The sequence below is a fragment of the Vibrio orientalis CIP 102891 = ATCC 33934 genome, assembly GCF_000176235.1.
GTDB lineage: Bacteria > Pseudomonadota > Gammaproteobacteria > Enterobacterales > Vibrionaceae > Vibrio > Vibrio orientalis.
The window spans coordinates 1,081,938-1,101,525 of the sequence record NZ_ACZV01000005.1 but is presented as its reverse complement, the minus strand read 5'-3'; the positions used below and the strand labels follow the sequence as shown (position 1 = coordinate 1,101,525).

19 protein-coding genes are annotated in these 19,588 nt (G+C 43.9%); 16 read left to right on the top strand and 3 right to left on the bottom strand.

Annotation, left to right across the window (positions count from 1 at the left end; translation table 11 throughout):
* The first annotated feature begins 74 nt into the window (after positions 1–74).
* The 10 genes from VIA_RS15830 (at position 75) to VIA_RS15785 (ending at position 9,506) form a co-directional block, all read left to right on the top strand.
* Complete coding sequence (locus VIA_RS15830) at positions 75–1,349, top strand: TadE/TadG family type IV pilus assembly protein (protein WP_004414193.1); 1,275 nt, start codon at positions 75–77, stop codon at positions 1,347–1,349.
* Positions 1,349–1,777, top strand: coding sequence for a TadE/TadG family type IV pilus assembly protein (locus VIA_RS15825; protein ID WP_004414192.1), 429 nt, complete (start codon positions 1,349–1,351; stop codon positions 1,775–1,777). The genes VIA_RS15830 and VIA_RS15825 overlap by 1 nt, the downstream gene beginning before the upstream one ends.
* On the top strand, positions 1,774–2,226 hold the full coding sequence (locus VIA_RS15820; RefSeq protein WP_004414191.1) for a TadE/TadG family type IV pilus assembly protein: 453 nt from the start codon (positions 1,774–1,776) through the stop codon (positions 2,224–2,226). Before VIA_RS15825 ends, VIA_RS15820 begins: the two co-directional genes overlap by 4 nt.
* 153 nt (positions 2,227–2,379) lie before the next feature.
* The gene (locus VIA_RS15815) at positions 2,380–4,485 is read left to right on the top strand and encodes a TonB-dependent siderophore receptor (protein ID WP_004414190.1); all 2,106 of its coding nucleotides are present in this window, start codon (positions 2,380–2,382) and stop codon (positions 4,483–4,485) included.
* A 163-nt stretch (positions 4,486–4,648) separates the two neighbouring features.
* Positions 4,649–5,413 carry a DUF3450 domain-containing protein gene (locus VIA_RS15810; RefSeq protein ID WP_004417515.1) on the top strand — a complete coding sequence of 255 codons (765 nt, stop codon included), beginning with the start codon at positions 4,649–4,651 and terminating at the stop codon, positions 5,411–5,413.
* On the top strand, positions 5,413–6,768 hold the full coding sequence (locus VIA_RS15805) for a MotA/TolQ/ExbB proton channel family protein (protein ID WP_004414188.1): 1,356 nt from the start codon (positions 5,413–5,415) through the stop codon (positions 6,766–6,768). Before VIA_RS15810 ends, VIA_RS15805 begins: the two co-directional genes overlap by 1 nt.
* The gene (locus VIA_RS15800; protein WP_004417514.1) at positions 6,768–7,325 is read left to right on the top strand and encodes a MotA/TolQ/ExbB proton channel family protein; all 558 of its coding nucleotides are present in this window, start codon (positions 6,768–6,770) and stop codon (positions 7,323–7,325) included. Before VIA_RS15805 ends, VIA_RS15800 begins: the two co-directional genes overlap by 1 nt.
* Positions 7,322–7,726 carry an ExbD/TolR family protein gene (locus VIA_RS15795; RefSeq protein WP_004414186.1) on the top strand — a complete coding sequence of 135 codons (405 nt, stop codon included), beginning with the start codon at positions 7,322–7,324 and terminating at the stop codon, positions 7,724–7,726. The genes VIA_RS15800 and VIA_RS15795 overlap by 4 nt, the downstream gene beginning before the upstream one ends.
* Complete coding sequence (locus VIA_RS15790; RefSeq protein ID WP_004417512.1) at positions 7,726–8,343, top strand: energy transducer TonB; 618 nt, start codon at positions 7,726–7,728, stop codon at positions 8,341–8,343. The genes VIA_RS15795 and VIA_RS15790 overlap by 1 nt, the downstream gene beginning before the upstream one ends.
* Positions 8,340–9,506 (top strand): tetratricopeptide repeat protein, encoded by a 1,167-nt coding sequence (locus VIA_RS15785; RefSeq protein WP_004414184.1) that lies wholly within the window; start codon positions 8,340–8,342, stop codon positions 9,504–9,506. The genes VIA_RS15790 and VIA_RS15785 overlap by 4 nt, the downstream gene beginning before the upstream one ends.
* Positions 9,507–9,554: 48 nt before the next feature.
* Here VIA_RS15785 and VIA_RS22545 read toward each other — a convergent pair whose 3' ends face one another.
* Positions 9,555–9,779: a hypothetical protein gene (locus VIA_RS22545; RefSeq protein WP_004417509.1), complete on the bottom strand. Its 225-nt coding sequence runs from the start codon at positions 9,777–9,779 to the stop codon at positions 9,555–9,557.
* 345 nt (positions 9,780–10,124) lie between these two features.
* Between VIA_RS22545 and VIA_RS15775 the strand changes: the two genes are divergently transcribed.
* From VIA_RS15775 to VIA_RS15755, 5 genes are all read left to right on the top strand, one after another.
* Positions 10,125–11,744, top strand: a complete 1,620-nt coding sequence (locus VIA_RS15775) for an ATP-binding protein (protein WP_004414183.1) — start codon at positions 10,125–10,127, stop codon at positions 11,742–11,744.
* Positions 11,741–12,424 carry a response regulator gene (locus VIA_RS15770; RefSeq protein WP_004414182.1) on the top strand — a complete coding sequence of 228 codons (684 nt, stop codon included), beginning with the start codon at positions 11,741–11,743 and terminating at the stop codon, positions 12,422–12,424. Before VIA_RS15775 ends, VIA_RS15770 begins: the two co-directional genes overlap by 4 nt.
* 91 nt (positions 12,425–12,515) lie before the next feature.
* Positions 12,516–13,274 carry a substrate-binding periplasmic protein gene (locus VIA_RS15765; protein WP_004414181.1) on the top strand — a complete coding sequence of 253 codons (759 nt, stop codon included), beginning with the start codon at positions 12,516–12,518 and terminating at the stop codon, positions 13,272–13,274.
* A gap of 9 nt (positions 13,275–13,283) precedes the next feature.
* Complete coding sequence (locus tag VIA_RS15760) at positions 13,284–14,096, top strand: hypothetical protein (protein WP_004414180.1); 813 nt, start codon at positions 13,284–13,286, stop codon at positions 14,094–14,096.
* A gap of 72 nt (positions 14,097–14,168) precedes the next feature.
* Entirely contained in the window at positions 14,169–14,825 is a 657-nt protein-coding gene (locus VIA_RS15755; protein ID WP_004414179.1) for a DUF2726 domain-containing protein, read from the top strand.
* A gap of 32 nt (positions 14,826–14,857) precedes the next feature.
* Here the strand turns inward: VIA_RS15755 and VIA_RS15750 are convergent, their stop codons facing one another.
* Together VIA_RS15750 and VIA_RS15745 are read right to left on the bottom strand one after the other, a co-directional pair.
* Positions 14,858–15,895: a GGDEF domain-containing protein gene (locus VIA_RS15750; protein ID WP_004414178.1), complete on the bottom strand. Its 1,038-nt coding sequence runs from the start codon at positions 15,893–15,895 to the stop codon at positions 14,858–14,860.
* A gap of 247 nt (positions 15,896–16,142) precedes the next feature.
* Positions 16,143–16,634 (bottom strand): VOC family protein, encoded by a 492-nt coding sequence (locus VIA_RS15745; RefSeq protein WP_004414177.1) that lies wholly within the window; start codon positions 16,632–16,634, stop codon positions 16,143–16,145.
* Between the two features lie 394 nt (positions 16,635–17,028).
* Here VIA_RS15745 and nirB point away from each other — a divergent pair, with 394 nt between their 5' ends.
* On the top strand, positions 17,029–19,587 hold the full coding sequence (gene nirB, locus VIA_RS15740; protein ID WP_004414176.1) for a nitrite reductase large subunit NirB: 2,559 nt from the start codon (positions 17,029–17,031) through the stop codon (positions 19,585–19,587).
* Position 19,588 lies beyond the last annotated feature (1 nt).

The window sequence follows — 19,588 nt, the reverse complement described above, 5'->3', positions numbered from 1 at the left end:
TTCGTTGGAACTAATAGTTGCGAGTTGACTCACTCGTATTTTCTGGTGAATGACACTGTAGGGAAATCGTGAATTTGGCTGAAACCTTGGCCAAGGGGGCAATGGACATGCGTCAGTACCCAAACCGACTACGTAATCAGAAAGGTTTGACCTTGGTGGTCATGACGATGAGCATGGTTGCGTTTATAACGATCGCCGCGCTTTCAATAGATGTTTCACATTTTGTGGTTAACAAGACGCGTTTGCAAAATGCGGTCGATACGATTGCTCTTGCTGGTGCTACCGTAGCCAATCGAACGAATGAAAAAGGTGATACAGACACCGCTATCATCGAATCTTACAAAAAGGTGATTGAATCCCCCGGCAATGATGAAATCGAGTTAACTGCCACTGACGATGGTAATGGCCTCAATTTGCTGTCGATCGAATACTCCGACTCTCCTAATAGTGGTTTTTCTACCACATTTCCAAGCTCGCCAGATATGGTCTATGTAAGAGTTGAAGTTTCCGAAATCGGACTCAACGAATTTTTTCTTGATCTCTTTGGTATCGAGAAGACTGTATCAGCAAGTGCGGTTGCGGGGCCGGTGTTTGTTGATGGAACGTCCAATATTCTTCCAATTGGTATGTGTGAGGGAAGTGAGCTTGGCCCTTCTGGGTATGAAATAGCAAAAGCTTACGAAATTAAATCAGGCAGTCAGTCAGATGATCCAGATGGTCTTGGGGCAGGTAATTACCATTTGCTTGATATTGGTAGCGGTAAGTCTGCGGTGAGTGATGCACTGGTCGGGAAAAATACGGTAGTTGTGACAGTAGAAGATAAAATTGATTCTGAAACGGGTAATGCAGTTGGTGCGACAGAAGATATTGATAGCCGTTTTGAAGGAGTAACACTCGATGGAGTTTATTACCCACCAGATCTTGTGATTACCGAGCCAAGTACCGCAATTACTACCGATAATATTGCCGATCATAATGACTCTACTGCACCTGATAAATGGACTTATGAAGAATATGTTGAACAGACCAAAGCTTGTTTAAACGACGCCAATTGCAATACTGCGGGTGGAGCGGCGTGGCGCCGTGTGCTCCCTGTTCCTATTTTAGATTGTGATTCCGCCTCTAAGTCGGGGGGTAAGATTGAATTTACGGTGACAAGTATTGGCTGTTTCTTCATGTTGCAACGTTACGATTCTTCCCAAGAGTCAGGAAAAACGGGTCAACAAAGTATATTTGGTGAATTTATTGAGCAGTGCTCGGTTATTGAAGGTGGGGTGTCCGATACTGATACCGGTGTAACTCGAATTGTGCTTTATAAAGATCCCTCCTCAGTTGGCGGGGGGTCATAATGGTTCGTAAACAGAAAGGGCTGGCGGCGGTAGAGCTGATTATTGGTTTACCCATTTTACTTTTGTTATTGGTTGCGGTCGTGGAAGTAGCAAGAGTCTTTGTTGAGATGAACACGCTCAACAAAGCGGTCAGAGTAGGGGCTAGGTATGCTTCAAGCTTAAGTCAAATGTCTGGCTGTGGGCCGGTGATGAATGCACAACAAGATGTAAAACAGTTCGTTGTGTATGGCACATTGAACACAGGAACTTCGGCGCTTATTGACAACCTTTCGACGACCGACGTTACCGTTGCCTGTGAAAATAATCAATTTGTTACTGTATCTGCAAATTACACATTTGAACCTCTGTTCTCGGCGAAAATCCCCAATACAGAGTTTTCACTAGCGGTTCCTATTAATGCAGCAACAGTGGCGAGGCTTGACCAATGAGAAAAGTAAAAGGGATTACTATCATTGAGTTCACCCTAATGTCGTCATTTCTTATGATGATCATGTTGGCCATCGCTTCAATAGGGTATTTCATGTTCTCTATGCAGGCTGTGAGTGAATCTGTGCGTACAGCAGCTCGAATGGCTTCTGTTTGCCAACTCAATGACAGTGGTATAAAAACCTATGTTGTTGATAACAGCTATATTTCTTCAGTGACCACCAGTAAAATTGCTATTGATTATCTAGATGAGGCGAGTAATGTGCTGGCTTCACCCAATTCAGAAGATGTGCGTTTTGTTCGAGCCAGAGCGGTCGACATGAATTACCGCTTTGTCGCTTTGTTATCATTTCTTGGCGAGAGCGGTGTGATCGAAATGCCAAGCTTTGAAACGACCATCCCTAGTGAGAGTTTAGGCCTCGTACCTAACGACACCGATACCGATTGTTAACTCCTTTCCTAACGTCTTTTAGATACATAAATAGCTACCAAAGTAAATTTTGTAAATTTAATGCAAATGATATTGGTTATCACTTATATTTCGTTTCGTTATAAATGATTAAGCAAAGCGAGAAGCTTTGTATATGAAGAAACGGAGAAATTTATGTTCACTAAGAGTCAGTTAGCGCTCGTTATTGGTGCTGTATTAGCGACTCCTGCAGTGGTTGCGGAAACGGTTAAAACAGATGAGCACATGGTCGTAGAGGGGCGAGATTACGGCTACAAAGCTGATACAAACGCTACAGCTATGAGAATGGAGGCGACTCAACTTGAAACTCCGGGACAAATTGCAGTTATCGATGAACAGATCATTGATGAGCAACGCGCAAGTACTCTTGGTGATGTGTTAAAAAATGATGCGAGTGTAAGTGCCGGTGGTACAAGCCGTAACCGTGAGCGTTTCTCACTACGTGGCTTTGAAGTACAAAGCTCATCAGGTTTCCTACGCGATGGACACCAACATTGGTCTCACTACCGTCAACCGGTAGAGCTTTTAGAGCGTGTCGAAGTTGTCAAGGGGCCATCAGGTCTGCTTTACGGTGTATCTGCACCAGGTGGCCTCATCAATATGGTCACCAAAAAACCAACTTATGAAACTCAAGTTAATGTTAGCCAAGATGTGGGTTCTAACGATCACTCACGTACTATGGTTGATGTGAGTGGCGCGCTAAACGACGATGAAACGCTACGTGCTCGCACTATTATTTCGAAAGAAAGCTACAGCTCATGGCGCAGCTATGGTGATGGCTCGAAGCCACAGACAGAGCGCTTAGTGGCTGGACTTTTTGTTGACTATGATGTGAACGACAATGTGACGCTATCGGTTCATTACGACAAAACTAATGATCAGGGTAGTGTCGACTCAGGTGCGCTATATACGTTAGATGGTCAGCTAGTAGGCAACAAAGAACATATCTGGGATGCACAGTGGTCAGAAATTGAAAACGATGTTGAAAACGTTGGATTCAACGTTAATGCGAATCTTAGCGACGTCTGGTCATTAAACACCGGTTTCAACTACCAAGATTTTGAACGCAACGATATTGAAAGTTTCCCAGGTTTTGCAAATGTGAACCCGGATGGAACGGGAGAGGTGTCTCATGGTGGCAGTAATCGTAATGACAAATGGCGCTTTAGAACAGCATACCTCGATCTAGTTGCTGATACAGAACTCGCTGGCTTAGAGCACAAATTCTTAATCGGTACTAACTGGTTAGGTTACAGCTATGATCGTTTTGAGCGCAGTTTTACTGGTCAAGATGTGGCAGCGGGTAACACAGTCGGTGTACCAGAGTTTGATTCATCGAAAGATCCTCGTGTTTCTTCTAGCAGTTATGATACTTGGGGCTTTTACGCTCAAGATTTAATGACAATCAACGAGCAGTGGCAGCTTTTAGCAGGTCTTCGCTTTGACCGTAAGGTTCAAGATGGTGTCGCTGAAGAAAACGTAGCACCTAAATTGGGCGTAATCTTCCACCCTGCCGACAATGGTAGTATCTACGCATCATACTCAGAGAGCTTTGAGCCACAAGGGCAAGTCGCAAGCAGCAGCAAGCGTACCTATACTAATGATGGTCAATTGTTAGATGCTGCAATTGGTAAAGCTTATGAAGTAGGGACCAAGTGGGAGTTACTTGATAATCGATTGTTTGTTTCTGGTGCAGTGTTTGATATTAGCCAAGAAAACATTGAGTTGGATGTAGAAGATGTCGCTACAGGTAACTACACTACAACTCAAGGTGGTAAGCAGCAGCATCGCGGAGCTGAACTTGCGGCTCAAGGCTACGTGACGGACAAGCTATCGCTGTCGGGATCAGCTATGTATCTTGATGCAGAAATTACCAACCATGAAACCTATGCGGGTAATCGCCCTGTTGATGTTCCTGAGTTCGCAGCGAGTGTATGGTCAACATACGCGGCGACAAACGAAGTGGATGTAAACTTAGGTGTAATTTACGAAGGTTCACGTTACGGTGATCAAGCGAACACGTTCAAGAAAGATGCGTACACACGTGTGGATATGGGTCTAGCTTATACTTACAAGTATGATGCAGATTTAGACATGGTTGCACGTCTAACCGTTGAAAACCTCTTTGATACCGATTACCTAGCGGGTGGTGGTTCTACATCAAGCAAACATGCTTATGCGGAAGATGTAGTCGTTGGCGAAGGCCGCAACTATATGGCGACACTGCAGATCAAATACTAAAGAGCGTGTTAATGTTCTAGAAACAGAAAAGGGAAAGACTTAGTCTTTCTCTTTTTTTGTATAATTTGTAAGTATGATTGCAATTTCTCGGAATCCGCTTATATTGTGCGATTAGAAATGAGATTGGTTCTCACTTGTATTTAGTAAGTAAATAATATCCAATATGAATATATTAAAATCCAGCATAGCATTGCTTGTTGCTACATACTCTTCAGGGGTATTAGCGACAAACTTAGATACGGCACAACGCATTCAAAGCAAGACTAATTCGGCTTCTGCCTCTAGCCAGCAGCGTATCGATCAGAGTGCTGAAACTTCTCTGACGCTGAAAGCTGAGATTGAGCAACTTCAAGAAGAAGTGAAAAATCTTGAAGTATATAAGAACCACTTATCTGCCTTGGTCTCCAGCCAAGAGCAAGAGATGACGAGTTTCCGTGGACAGATTGAAGAGATCAAACGAACACGTCAGGGCGTTGTACCGCTGATGTATCAAATGATAGATGGATTGAAGGCGATCGTAGCCGAAGATGCGCCAATTCGACTCATTCAACGTCAAGAACGAATTGCAAAGCTAGACAAGATGATGGTTCGCGCAGACATCAGTGATGCAGAAAAATATCGTCGTATTCTAGAAGCCTACCAGATCGAGCTGGATTACGGCACCAAGCTTGGTTTATACCAAGGTCAAATTGACGTTGCTGGTGAATATCTAGAAACGGACATTTTGTACTTGGGTCGTTTGTCTTTAGTTGCACGTAGCTTAAATGGTTCAACATTTTGGTCTTGGGACAAAGAACAGAACCAATGGGTGAGTGTTGACCCGTCAATGAAGTCAGAACTCGACAAAGCATTCAGCATCGCTGCGAAACAGGCCGCGCCTAGTCTCATTACCTTACCTGTTTCACTGACTGTTACGGAGGCGAAATAATGAAACGCACATTTATTGCCTCACTTATCGTACTTGCAGCGACCTCCTTTAATCTTTCTGCCAATGAAATGGCGGTTAATGCTCAAGCTGATTCGAAGGTGCAAGCGCAGCACAATCAGCTACGTGAATCTGGCTTTAAGCAGACGGAACAGCAGCTAGCGACACTTAAAGCGGAGCTAGTGAAACAACGCCAAGCGCTTCAAACTGCTAATGACAAGTTAGCGGCACAATTTAGCACCAATGAAGATGAGCTTGCTCGTTTAGAAGAAAGCCTTAGATTAGAAACAGGCAGCTTAGGAGAAGTGTTTGGTGTAGTACGTCAAAATGCTAAAGAGCTAGAGTCAGAACTGAAACATTCAGTGACAGGTGCTGGCGACCAAGCTTATACGCAAGTCGTCGAAGAGATCGTGGCTGCGACTAAGCTACCATCTATGCCTCAGCTAACTGGTTTATGGAAAGCACTTGCAGAGCAAATTAAAGCTTCAGGTGAATTAGCTCAGACGCAAATCCAACTTGTTGATGGTGATGGCAAGCAACGCGAGGAATCTGTAGTACGACTCGGCTCATTTGGCTTAATCGGTGAACAAGGCTACTTGAACTGGAATGGCGCGAAACAGACAGCAACGGCTTATCAAAAACAGCCAGAACAAGGACCATCAGTTACGGGACTTGATGAGTTACGTTCGGGCTTAATTCAAAATATGGTTGTCGATCCTTCACGCGGTGTGATGCTTGAGCAATTGGCTCTTGAACCAACGTTAATGGATAGACTGCAAGCTGGTGGTGTTGTCGGTAAAATTATCCTTGTATTACTGCTGATTGGTCTAATTATCGCGGTTGTACGTGGTGTTAGCTTATCCATCGCTCGTCAAAAGATACGTCGCCAACTTAAAATTCCGACTCAGCCAGGGGACAACCCTCTTGGTCGAGTGCTAGCTGTGTACAGTAAAGAGAAGAAACAAAGTGTTGAAGCATTAGAGTTAAGGTTACTTGAGGCCGTGGTTGATGAACAAACGGGTCTTGAGAAAGGCTTATCAATGCTCAAACTTTTAGCCGCTCTTGCGCCAATGCTAGGTTTGTTAGGTACCGTTACGGGTATGATTGAAACCTTCCAAGTGATCACCCAGTTTGGTAATGGTGATCCTAAAGTGATGGCGGGTGGTATCTCTATGGCCTTGGTGACAACCGTTCTTGGTCTTATTGCCGCGATGCCGCTTCTTTTAGCTCATAACATTCTAAGCTCTCAAGCTGAATCAATTCGCCATATTCTTGAAAAGCAGGGGATTGGACTGGTCGCTGAACAAGCTGAAAAAGAGATGGATGCAAAAGTGGCAACTTTAGGGAATGCGGCGTAATGGACGCAATATTCACGCTGCTTCCCGAAATGGTAGCGTCAATGCCTTGGGTGCTGTCTCTTCAAGCTTTTATGCAGCAGGGGGGACAGGTGCTATGGTGGCTATTATTGGTTGTTTGTCTCTGCTGGGCGTTAATCCTTGAACGGGTGGTTTATCTGTGGGTTCAGTTTCCCAAACAGCGCAAGCAGTGGGTGGATGCATGGCTTAGTCGCTCTGACCACAATACCTGGCATGCTCGTTCGATCAGAGAAGGTTGGCTATCTCAAGCCCATTTGTCGTTAACTCAGAACCTAAACATCATTAAGGTGCTGGTGGCCATTTGCCCAATGCTCGGCCTGCTAGGTACTGTAACCGGTATGATCTCTGTGTTTGATGTGATGGCCAGCCAAGGTAGTAGTAATCCGAAATTAATGGCGTCAGGCATCTCTTTGGCGACCTTGCCAACAATGGCTGGGATGGTCGCAGCATTAACCGGGATGTTTTTCCATGCACGCTTGGTCAAAGTGTGTCACAGACAAGAAATCAAACTAGAAAAATCATTAAGGAGTCAACGATGAGACTCGGTCGAAGCCAATCAAAACAAGAAGAAGCGCAAATTGACCTGACTTCAATGCTTGATATCGTCTTTATCATGCTGATTTTCTTTATTGTCACCAGTTCATTTGTTCGAGAGTCGGGTGTTGAAGTCAATCGACCTACTGCGTCTAATGTTGTTAGTCAAAAAGAAGCAGGGATCTTTGTCGCGGTGACATCAGCGAACGATATTTACATTGATAAGCGTATGGTGGACGTAGAACGCGTTCAGGCAACCTTAGAACATTTGTTACTTGATAAGCCTGATGCATCATTAGTAATTCAAGCTGATGAGCACGCGTATAGCGGTACTGTGGTTAAAGTTATGGATGCGGCAAAGGGAGCAGGGGTTAAAAATATTGCCCTAGCTGCGGAGAAAATCTAGTGAAGCGATTGCTAATTGTTCTCCCCTTAGCATTTGTCTGTGCGATATCGATATTTACGTTCATGGCCTGGATGGTTGATGGTGGTCATCAAAGAGCACCGCAATCGAGTGAGTCACTCAGCTTCAATATGGTGATGGTTGAAAATGAGCAGGATGTTCAAAGACGCCAGCGCACAGTGCCAGAGCAGCCAAAAGCGCCAGAAGTACCAGAACAAATACCAACTTCACAGACAGAAACTAGACTCACAGAAGTGTCACCAATGTCTCAGCCTTCCCTTGGGTTGAATACGGCCATTGATGGTTTAGCGATTAGTGCACCTACGTTTGGTGACTTTGGTGTGAATCAGCAAGCGATGCCTCTTTATCGTGTTGAGCCTCGCTATCCAGCTAAGGCATTGAAACGCGGTGCGGAAGGGTATGTGATTATGCGTTTTACAATCGACCCAACGGGAAGACCTACCAGTATTGAAGTGATTGAAGCAAAGCCAAAGCGCATGTTTGAGCGAGAAGCGATGCGGGCGCTCAAAAAATGGAAATATCAGCCGAAAGTCATTGATGGTGGGGCGATAGCCCAAGTTGGACAAACGGTAAAACTGGAGTTTAAGTTAGCCCAATGATTAAAAGAGTAATCACATTATCCTGCTTACTTGTTTCTGTTTCCTCAATAGGGCAAGAGCTGAGTCAGTATACCGCAGTGCGAGTACAGAAGGCTCATGAGCTCGCACAGGATGACAAAGTCAAACAGGCTATCGCTTCATTGAAAGAGATAGAGACAAATCGTCAGTATGATAGCGCTTTTGTCGCCCGAATGTTGGGGGTGTTTTATTGGCAAGAGGGTCAAATAAAACCGGCTATCACCCAGCTTAAAATAGCGGTATCGAGCGGCTTATTACAAGATGAGCAGGCGTGGGTAACCGAGCGTATGCTGGCAGATCTTTATCTAAATGATCAGCAGTTTAAGCCTGCACTTGAGCACTATTATACCTTGATAAAGTCGGTACCAGAGACGCAAGAAGCGGATGATTTGTGGCTGAGAATCGCCCAATCCCATTATCAACTTGAGCAATGGAGTAAGGTGATTCCTGCGACGAATCGCTATCTTAAAACCGATCCTAAGGAACGTTTGCAGCCCTTGTCTTTGAAGCTGGGATCTCAACTGCAATTAGAGCAGTGGAAACATGCGATTCCTACCATAGAACAACTTATCGTGTTGCAACCAGATAAGCTTAACTGGTGGCGTCAGCTTGTTGGACTACAGCTTCGAGTTGGTAGAGACCAAGATGCGCTAGATACTTTATCTTTGGCAAAGTTAAACGGATTAACGCTTAGCCAAAAGGATCTCCACTTGCTTGCACAGTTGTATGCGAAACGAGGGATTCCGGAGCGAGCCGCGATTCAAGTTAGTGAGCTAGAAGATGCAGCAACGGATATTCGGTTGTTGTCAGAGCAAGCGCAATACTGGCAAGTCGCGAAAGAGTGGGATAAAGCGATCACAGTGTGGAAAGCAGCCTCTAAGATTAATGCGAAGTACCATTGGAACGTTGCTCAACTTATGGTCCAGCAAGGCTACTATCAAGACTCCTTACGAGTGCTAGATAAAGTTAAGGGCAAAGAGGCGGACGTAGCGTTGGCGAAAACACGAGCCTTGTATAAGTTAAACCAGTTGGAAGAGGCGCTTATTGAGGCTAAAAAGGCCAACAATGCGGAACCTTCTACTCAGGCAGAGAGTTGGATTACGTACCTGACACAACTTCGTCAATCTGAAGGTGTGACGGGGTAACAAAAAAGAGGGAAGCAAAATGCTTCCCTCTTTGATTTATCGCTGTTGTCACTTTAAATCACAGCATATAAATTCAGCCCGCCATAACAGCTTTTGAGAAGATTTCATGCTCGTAAGTAGCTCTTGCCCCGACATTTGGGGAAAAGCGTGCAGTACTGTGATTTCTTCACTTTCAGCCTGTTTTTGATAAGCCCTGACGTGTGTAAATGTGCTAGATAAATTGTTAGATAGCATAGACTTAGATAAGCAAATGCCAAATACGTCCCGTTTCATCGCCTTTCCCTTTCAATATTGGCGAGCACTTATATAGTCATTATTGTGAAATGCTTACGCCAGTTTTTCCGTAAAACGATCTGCTTAATACGCTTAATAATTATACAAAACAAACGACAAGATCGCGCAAAAAATAACCTAAAATTCATGTGATCTAAATCAACTATTCCACTGGTTTTATATTTGATTTTCTCTATCAACCTAAATCGATGCATGCGGTGAGACGCAGAGAATTGATTATTGATACTGAGAATGATTTATTTTTGTCGTCATCACAGTTTCAATCATGATAATTCATAGAAATGTAAGCCAAGTGTTATCTTATCGGCTTATCAAGGAGTTGTTATGAAATGGAGTCGTATCAGCTTTCGTAAACGAATGCTGATTATCATGACACTGTCAGGCCTAATAGAGCTATTGCTATTGGTTGCTGCCGGATTCGTCTACATCAAATATGCCCAAGAAGATGAAATGGGCCATAAAGCACTTGGCGTCGCATCCTTCCTTGCCAAGTCACCCTATGTGATCGAGATGATTGAACGCGGCGTTACTGAAGAGAGTCAACAGCGTTACCGTAACCTGACAACACTGATTGGTGCAGCGTTTATCGTGATCGGCGATCATGAAGGGATAAGGCTTGTTCACCCACTTGATGAGCGCATAGGTAAACCAATGAAGGGCGGCGATAATCGCCGTGCTTTAATCAACGGTGAAGCTTACATTTCTATAGCTAAGGGCTCTTTAGGATATTCTGTACGAGGAAAATCTGCAGTATTCAATGAACAAGGTGAGATCATTGGAGTGGTCTCGGTTGGTTACTTGATTGATCGCCTTCAGGATAGAATCGAACCCTTTTTAACATTTTTGATTGCAATGGCGTTACTCGTGGTTGCCGCAAATGCCATTGTTTCTAGTTATGCTTCCCGGAAATTCCAACGCGCTATCTTAGGCTTCGAGCCAGAAGAGATTGGTCGTCTATATGTTGAATTAGACGTTACCTTAGAAACACTAAAAGAAGGCATTATTACTATTGATGATAAAGGTAAGCTTCGAGCTATCAATAAGAGTGCTTGCCAAATTCTCGGTTTAGTAAAAGCAGATTGTATCGATAGACCTCTGAGTGAAATCCTTCCTGACAGCGATTTACAATCGGTACTCCAAACAGCGCGTACGGATCATGACATCAATTTGTATTTGAATAAGAAGCGCCTAATTGCCAACCGAAGCCCCATCATTGTTGAGGATAAAGTCGTTGGGGCGGTATCAAGTTTCCGACTTAGAGATGATCTCACTGAACTGACAGAACAATTAGCGAAAACCAAAGAGTATGCAGAGATGCTTCGCTCACAAACTCATGAGCATCGAAATAAGCTCAATACCATTAGCGGTATGGTGCAAATGGGTGAACTCGAAGCGGTGCAATATTTGATAGGTCAGGAAACGGCGCACTACCAAGCGTTGATTGAATTTTTACGCGAAACGATCAAAGAGCCTCTTATCGCGGGTATGCTACTAGGTAAAACTGAGCGTGCCAGAGAATTAGGGCTCAATTTGGTGGTAGAAGAGGGCGCCAGATTGGAACCTTTACCAAGCCGTATAAACCCTGAGGACATGGTGACGATTCTAGGAAACCTCATCGATAATGCATTTGATTCAACTCGCGAGGCTTTAACTAAAGAGCCGTTACTCGCTCCTCACCGTCGTACGATTGAGGTCTCCATTAGTGATTTTGGTAATGAAGTGATTTTAGAAGTCATCGATCAAGGTAGCGGTTTGCCTGATGATATTAGTGCAGAATCACTGGTAAGGCGAGGCGTATCAAGCAAAGACTCTGACACAAGAGGTGTCGGGCTATATTTAATTAATGAACTCGCAATTCGTTATCATGGTGAGTTAGAAATGGTAAATAACAAAGAGCATGGGGCAAGGATGACAGTATATCTACCTAAGGAAGAGCTAAGATGAGTGCCGTTACTCGAGTCATGATTATTGAAGATGATCTCGCGATTGCTCAACTGCATCAGCGCTATTTAGAGCAAGTTGGTGGTTATGAAGTTATTGGTATCGCAACGACTAAATTAGAAGCAAAGCTTCAACTCGAAGTGCTCAGCCCTGACTTACTGTTACTGGATGTGTATTTGCCCGATGGTACAGGTATCGAAATTCTTCATGAACTTCGTACAGAGCACCTGAGCTGTGACGTTATTTTGATTACCGCTGCAAGAGATGTGGAAACATTACAGCAGGCTATGCGTGGTGGCGTGGTTGACTATCTGTTAAAACCCGTTGTCTTTCCTCGCTTAGAAGCGGCGCTGAAAAAATATGTATTGCAGAAGCAGCAACTCACTCATGCAGATGGTTTAGACCAAAACATCGTCGATAAAATGCTTCAGGCTTCCACTGTCAACGAAACCCAGAAGAACCGGCTGCCGAAAGGGATAGATGCAGTGACTTTGGATAAGATCAAAGCATTATTTGATGACAGCGTTTTGATGACAGCTGATGAGGCGGGTGAGTTGATTGGGGCCAGTCGAACCACAGCACGACGCTATCTAGAATATTTAATCAGTACTGGGGAGCTTGAAGCGGATCTTAACTACGGTACGGTTGGGCGGCCTGAACGAACGTACAAGAAATCTTATTAGAACCTCATGCTTTAGTGCTAGTTCCTAGACGTAAATGCAAACGACCTCTACATTATAAATAGGATCACAAGAGATTTTATAGAGGTCGTTTATGCGACTCGTTATCTACATATTGTTAAGTTTTTTCGTCACGATAAGCTCAGCTCGAAGTTCGCAGATAAATGAGCTTACCTATCTGACTGAGCAGTACCCACCTTATAATTTTGAGCAAAATGGCGCCCTTCAAGGTATTGCTGTTGACCTGTTACAGGCTGTTGGAAAACAATCCCAAAGTCCAATTGAACTCTCACAAATCAACTTGCAACCTTGGCCTAGAGCTTATCGAACGGCACTTATCAAACCTGACACGGTGTTGTTTTCTACCACGCGTACGCAGTTACGTGAGCATATCTTCCAATGGGCGGGACCAATCAGCCCCACAAGAATCGTCGTGCTAGCAAAACGCTCAAGGAACATAGAGATAAGCCACTCGATGGTACTCGCAAAGTATCGAATTGGTGTTATTCGAGATGATGTTGGAGAGCAGTTATTGTTAGAGCTGGGTGTTCCTCGCGATTCTATGGTTGAGAGCTCTGTGCCGGATACACTGGCCGAACAACTGACTAAAGAGCGTATCGACCTATGGGCTTATGAAGAAAATGTCGCCAAGTGGTGGATCAAAAAAAGTGGTTACGATACTGATGAGTATGAAGTCGTCTATGTTTTAAGAGAAGGCGAGCTCTACTTTGCCTTTAATCTGGAGGTCGACAGCACCATGATATTGCATTTTCAGCAAGCTCTTAATGATCTCAAGCGTTCGCCTGAAACTGGAATCAGTATCTATCAGCAAATTCTCAATAAATACCGTTAAGGCATGTGTATGAAACTATGGGTGTTCACCGTTGCTGCTTTATCTCTATCCATGCAGTCTTTCGCAAAGGAATCATTAACGTTAACTCTGGCCTCTCAAATAGATGGGGGGCATCAGTTTTACCATGAGTTGTTATATGAGGCGTTAACAAAAGCTGGATACGAAGTACGTATTGATTTACCCAGTGAGCATATTCCACAAAAGCGTGTCATAAAGATGGTGGAAAGTGACAAGTTGAGTATGACTTGGCTATTAAGCACGCCGGACAGAGATCACCGTTACGTTGCGGTCGATGTGCCTTTGACAAATGGCTTAATTGGTAAAAGGGTATTGTTGATTCCGCCCGAGTTACAACCTAGGTTTGATGCCATAGAAACTATCGAAGAGTTGAGGGACTCAAGATTGATTGCAGGTATGGGGGTGAATTGGTTCGATGTTGATGTATGGCGCAATAATCAGCTCAGCGTATACCTAGAAGATGGTGAATGGCGCACTTTGTACAGCAAACTGAGTGCTGATGGTGAGGTTAACTACTTCCCAAGAGGAATTAACGAGATAGGTGCTGAGGCTGCGATGAATCGACACTTGGCAATCGAACAGCGCCTCCTATTGGTTTATGAAAAAGACTTTAAGTTCTACTTGTCACCAAGTATGGCTCAATACAAAACGGAAATTGAGTCAGCTTTAAGACAAGCTAAGCGTGATGGGCTTATCGATCAACTGGTTGATAAGTATTGGGGAGCAAGCTATAAGACCCTCAACCCGACTGAGCGTGTTGTAATAAAATTGGCGTTACCGAACTTAGAATCTCAAAAACACTAACATTATGTTGCTCTTCGCGTATAAACTCTAATAATCAGTATATGAGCTTGCTAAAGGGTTGATTTTACACAGATGGAAAGTGTTTTTATTGTCGTAGTGATTTTAGTGGTCTTCTTTGTTGTCGTACAGAAGCGCTATTTGAAACAAGATGAGCTGAAAGATAGTAGTTTTAAAAAGAAAGGGCCATTGCTCAATGCCCAAGAGTCAGCGTTTTACAATGCACTAACGGCGGCTGTAGGTCAGCATGGCATTGTTATGACTAAGGTCAACTTAACCAGTGTACTCACTCCTCTTGCGACGGATAAGAAGCAGTGGTTTATTGCTAACAATCGCATTGCGAAAAGCTACTTTGACTATGTTGTTTGCGACCCTAGAACACTAGAAGTGCGGGTTGCAATTGAATTAGACAATGGTAAGGAACTGAGTAAAGGAAAGGTTGATCGTCAAAAACTGCTTATTCATGTCTGTCAGTCAGCAGGTATACCGTTAATTGGCACCAACATTAAACACAGCTATCAAGTCAGCCGTCTACGCAGGTTACTTGCGGCTCATATCGACTTAATCGAGCCAGATAAAGAAGTACGTTTTTGTAAACGTTGTGGAAGTCCAATGAGCATAAAAGTGGCTAGCCAGGGTGAGCATAAAGGGCGCCGGTTCTTTACCTGTAGTCGCCAACCACATTGTACTTATACAGAAAACTATAATGTCGTATTTGAGGAAGAGGGCTAAGGCCCTCTTTTGCTATCGGGCCATACTGCTAACTATCCGCAAGTTGAGCATTCGGTTTGATTACACACCATCACTTGGTTTCGACCGTTACTCTTCGCTTTGTACAGTTCTTTATCTGCTTCACGCAATACATCTTCTAAACACTTATAGTGATCGCATTGATAGATGCCGATACTTGCAGTTAGTCTGATCGGATTTTCTTTATCATTAAACGTATAGTGTTCAATGCCAGTTCGAATTTGCTCAGCCTTGTACATAGCAGACTTTACTTCCGTATTATGTAAAGCAATACAAAACTCTTCACCACCAATTCGATAGACTAAATGTTCATCACAAAAGCTATCGATCAGCGCAGCTGTCTGTACCAGTACTCTATCGCCAGCATCGTGACCATACTTGTCATTGACATTTTTGAAATAATCTAAGTCCAGAATCAGCAGAGAGAGTGGGACTTTGGCACTTTCATTTCGGTAACGCTCAAAGTTATGGATCAGTGCGTGTCTGTTGTAGACCCCAGTCAGAGCATCGCGAGAGGCGAGTTGTCCTAATGAGGTCACAGATGTTTTTCTTTTTACTTCTAGAATATGGGAAGAAAGCCAAATACAGAGGTAGGCCAAAGAGAAATTGACCGATAACTCTGCGAAGTTTAAGCCGCCGTTGTAGTAGGTCTTGTGCATTACGAGCATGACTATGATAGTGAAGCCAACACCTGAAGCGATAACGCCATATCTTCGTCCTAGTATTAGGTAAAACAATACAGGGAATAACAGGCTCCAGATGAAACTGCCATGTTCTATAGGGTGAACATAAGTTGCAAGAGTAACGACCCCGATTAAGATATAGACAAAACTATTGGCGACCCAAAGTGAAGTGTCACCTTTGTAACTGGTATATGCAACATATAGAGAGAATAGGCAAGAAACAAGTTGTATTGCCGCGAGTAAATAATACCCGCCATAGAAGGTGTTTAGATAAGCGATGAGCACTGCCAAAAATGCTAAAGCAATACTCAGCCAAAACAAAACAGTTCTACGCAATTGCCGAGTAGGGTTGAATATGTCTAGCTCCATGACGAGACCTTACATGCATATGCCTGAGTATGAATATCCGACTATAGTATTACGTTTAGGCGCAGAATCAAGGCAATACCTGTACCAAGATCACACAATTAGAACCTGTAATGTACGTAAATGAGAATTGCGACTTGCTTATCAAAAAGAAAACGTTTACGTCGTTTGGTTGGGGTTTTGTCCTTATTTAATATAGGGATAAATGAATATGATACGGAGTTGGTACATGGCCAACTCCGTCATTTTATTATTCGTAATCAGAAGCGTATGTTTCTTCGTAAGAGTGTGAATAGAATTCAAATAAGTTGCCAAATGGGTCTTCTAGGTAAACCATTTGTGCTTGCTTTAGTTCATCTTCAGGGTGGTAACGCATGATGTCCATACGAACCTTACCGCCATACTCTTCAACACGTTTGATTGCGGTTTCAAATTGCTCTTTTGATACCTGCAGACAGAAGTGGAAGATACCTAAGCGAGAAAAGTCGACGTCATGGCGTTCTTGGCGCTCTTTCATCTCGAACAGTTCAACACCGATACCATCTGCAGTAACAAGGTGAGCGATATTAAAGCCTTTGAAGCCTTCACCAAATACGGCGATACACATGCGGCCAATCGCCGTTTCACGCTCTTCTATCACTTTGGTGTTGTTCATTACGATGCGAAGGCCAAGCGCTTTAGTGTAAAACTCAACGGCTTTGTCCATATCGCCAACCATAATGCCTACGTGATTCATTTTCATAATTTATTCCTCTGGTTCGAATATTTCGGACTGTTTAATTTGATGAAGAGGATCTTAATTTATGCTCAAATGAAATAAAAATTATCGATAATTAGCATTATGATAATAAAACGTTATATCAAAGAAGAGAACGGAGAGTTTTGAACAAAAGAGGGAGCTAAAAAGTAGGAATTATCGCAAAAGGTTTCAAACTATTTATAGAAGAATTTGAATTGTGTCGTAAATTTGAATGCGTTCACTCATCAATGTAATCCAGTTACAGAAATTAAGCGGTTATTTTGTGTTCATACCCCTTTAGGGTAGTTTAATTCTGTAATTGATTTACATCATGTATTAATTTTCTTTCATAATTAACAATTGGATCAGATAAAAAACCTAACCCTTAGGAAGTACTATGAGCAAGTTGAAGCTGGTTGTTATCGGTAACGGTATGGTAGGTCACCGTTACATTGAAGACCTAGTTGAGAAGACGGACGCTTCTCAATATGAGATCACTGTTTTCTGTGAAGAACCTCGTGTCGCTTATGACCGAGTCCACCTTTCCTCTTACTTTTCTCATCACACTGCTGATGAACTTTCTTTAGTTAAAGAAGGCTTCTACGAGAAACACGGCATCAACATGTTGATCGGCGAACGTGCAATTAACGTTAACCGTGACAAACACATCGTTTACTCAAGCTCTGGTCGCGAAATCAAATATGACAAATTGATCATGGCGACAGGTTCTTTCCCATTCGTTCCACCAATCCAAGGCCGTGAAAGCAAAGACTGTTTCGTCTACCGCACTATCGAAGATCTAAAAGCAATTGAAGCGTGCGCGAAGAAGAGCAAAGTGGGTGTGGTAATTGGTGGTGGTCTACTTGGCCTTGAAGCGGCTGGTGCACTGAAAGCTCTCGGTGTAGAAACGCACGTGATTGAATTTGCACCAAAGCTCATGGCTGAGCAGTTAGACCAAGCTGGCGGTAATCAACTGCGCCAAAAAATCGAGAGCATGGGCGTAAGAGTTCATACTAGCAAAAACACGCTAGAAATTGCTCCTGAGGGTAAAGATGCACGTAACGTTATGCGCTTTGCTGACGGTACAGAACTAGAAACTGACTTTATCGTTTTCTCTGCGGGCATTCGACCTCAAGACAAGCTTGCGCGTGACATGAAATTGGACGTAGCACCGCGTGGTGGTATCGCAATCAACGATTTCTGTCAGACTTCAGATGAGAACATCTACGCAATCGGTGAGTGTGCATCGTGGAATGAAACGTTTTACGGCCTAGTGGCACCAGGTTACAAAATGGCGACAGTGGCTGTAGACCACATCGTTGGTAACGACAGCAAGTTTGAAGGCGCTGATATGTCTGCGAAGTTGAAGCTTCTAGGCGTGAAAGTGGGTTCAATCGGTGATGCTAACGGCCGCACTCTGGGTTGTAAGAGCTACGTTTACCAAAACGAAGAGCAAGAAGTTTACAAACGCCTAATCGTTTCTGAAGACAACAAGAAGCTTCTTGGCGCGGTAATGGTGGGTGACACTTCTGACTATGGTGATCTTCTACAGCTTATGCTGAATGAAATTGACCTACCAGAACACCCTGATGCGCTTATCTTACCTGCGCACGCTGGTGGCGAAAAACCAACACTTGGCGCTGACTCGCTACCTGAGTCTGCGGTTATCTGTTCATGTTTCGATGTGACTAAAGGCAAAATCGCAGAAGCGGTTGCACAAGGTCATCACACAATTGGTGATATCAAAGCAGTGACAGGTGCGGGCACAGGTTGTGGTGGTTGTATTCCTCTTGTGACTTCAGTTCTTAACGCTGAGCTTGCAAAAGCAGGCGTTGAAGTGAAGAACGACGTATGTGAGCACTTTGCTTACTCTCGTCAAGAGCTATTCCACCTCGTACGTATCGGTGAAATCAAATCGTTCGAAGAGCTACTAGAGAAACACGGCACTGGCTACGGTTGTGAAGTATGTAAGCCTCTAGCAGGTTCTATTCTTGCTTCATGCTGGGGTGACCACATCCTTAAACCATCACTAGTTAAACTGCACGATACCAACGATAACTTCCTAGGTAACATGCAAAAAGATGGTACTTACTCAGTTATCCCTCGTATGGCAGGTGGTGAAGTAACGCCTCAGGCACTATCTGTTCTTGCTGACGTTGCGGCTGAATACAACCTTTACACTAAGATCACTGGTGCGCAGCGTATCGGTCTATTTGGTGCGCAAAAAGACGATCTTCCAGCAATTTGGAAGAAGCTAATTGCGGCAGGTTATGAAACGGGCCAAGCGTACGCAAAAGCGCTACGTATGGCTAAGACTTGTGTAGGTTCGACTTGGTGTCGCTACGGCGTTCAAGATTCTGTTGGCTTAGGCGTCATGATTGAGAACCGCTACAAGGGTATTCGTACTCCTCATAAGATGAAGTTTGGTGTGTCTGGTTGTACTCGTGAATGTGCTGAAGCGCAGGGTAAAGATCTGGGTATTATCGCCACAGACGCTGGTTGGAACATGTACGTGTGTGGTAACGGTGGTATGAAGCCACGTCACGCTGACCTACTTGCAGGTGACCTAGACCAAGAGACACTACTGAAATACATCGACCGTTTCATGATGTTCTACATCCGTACAGCAGCGCCACTACAACGTACTTCTGTATGGTTTGAAAACCTTGAAGGTGGCATCGACTACCTACGCGAAGTGATTATTGAAGACAAGCTTGGCATCAATGATCAGCTAGAATCAGACGTTGCGAAGCTAGTCGAAGAGTACCGCTGTGAGTGGACTGATACGGTTAACGACGAAACTCAGCTTAAGCGTTTTGCCCACTTCGTTAACTCTGACGAGCGTGATGATAATGTCATGTTTGTTACTGATGGACGTGAGCAGCATCGCCCAGCGACATTTACTGAAAAACATCCTGAAGCGAAAGGCGACATCCTTCACGTAGAAGTCGTGTAAG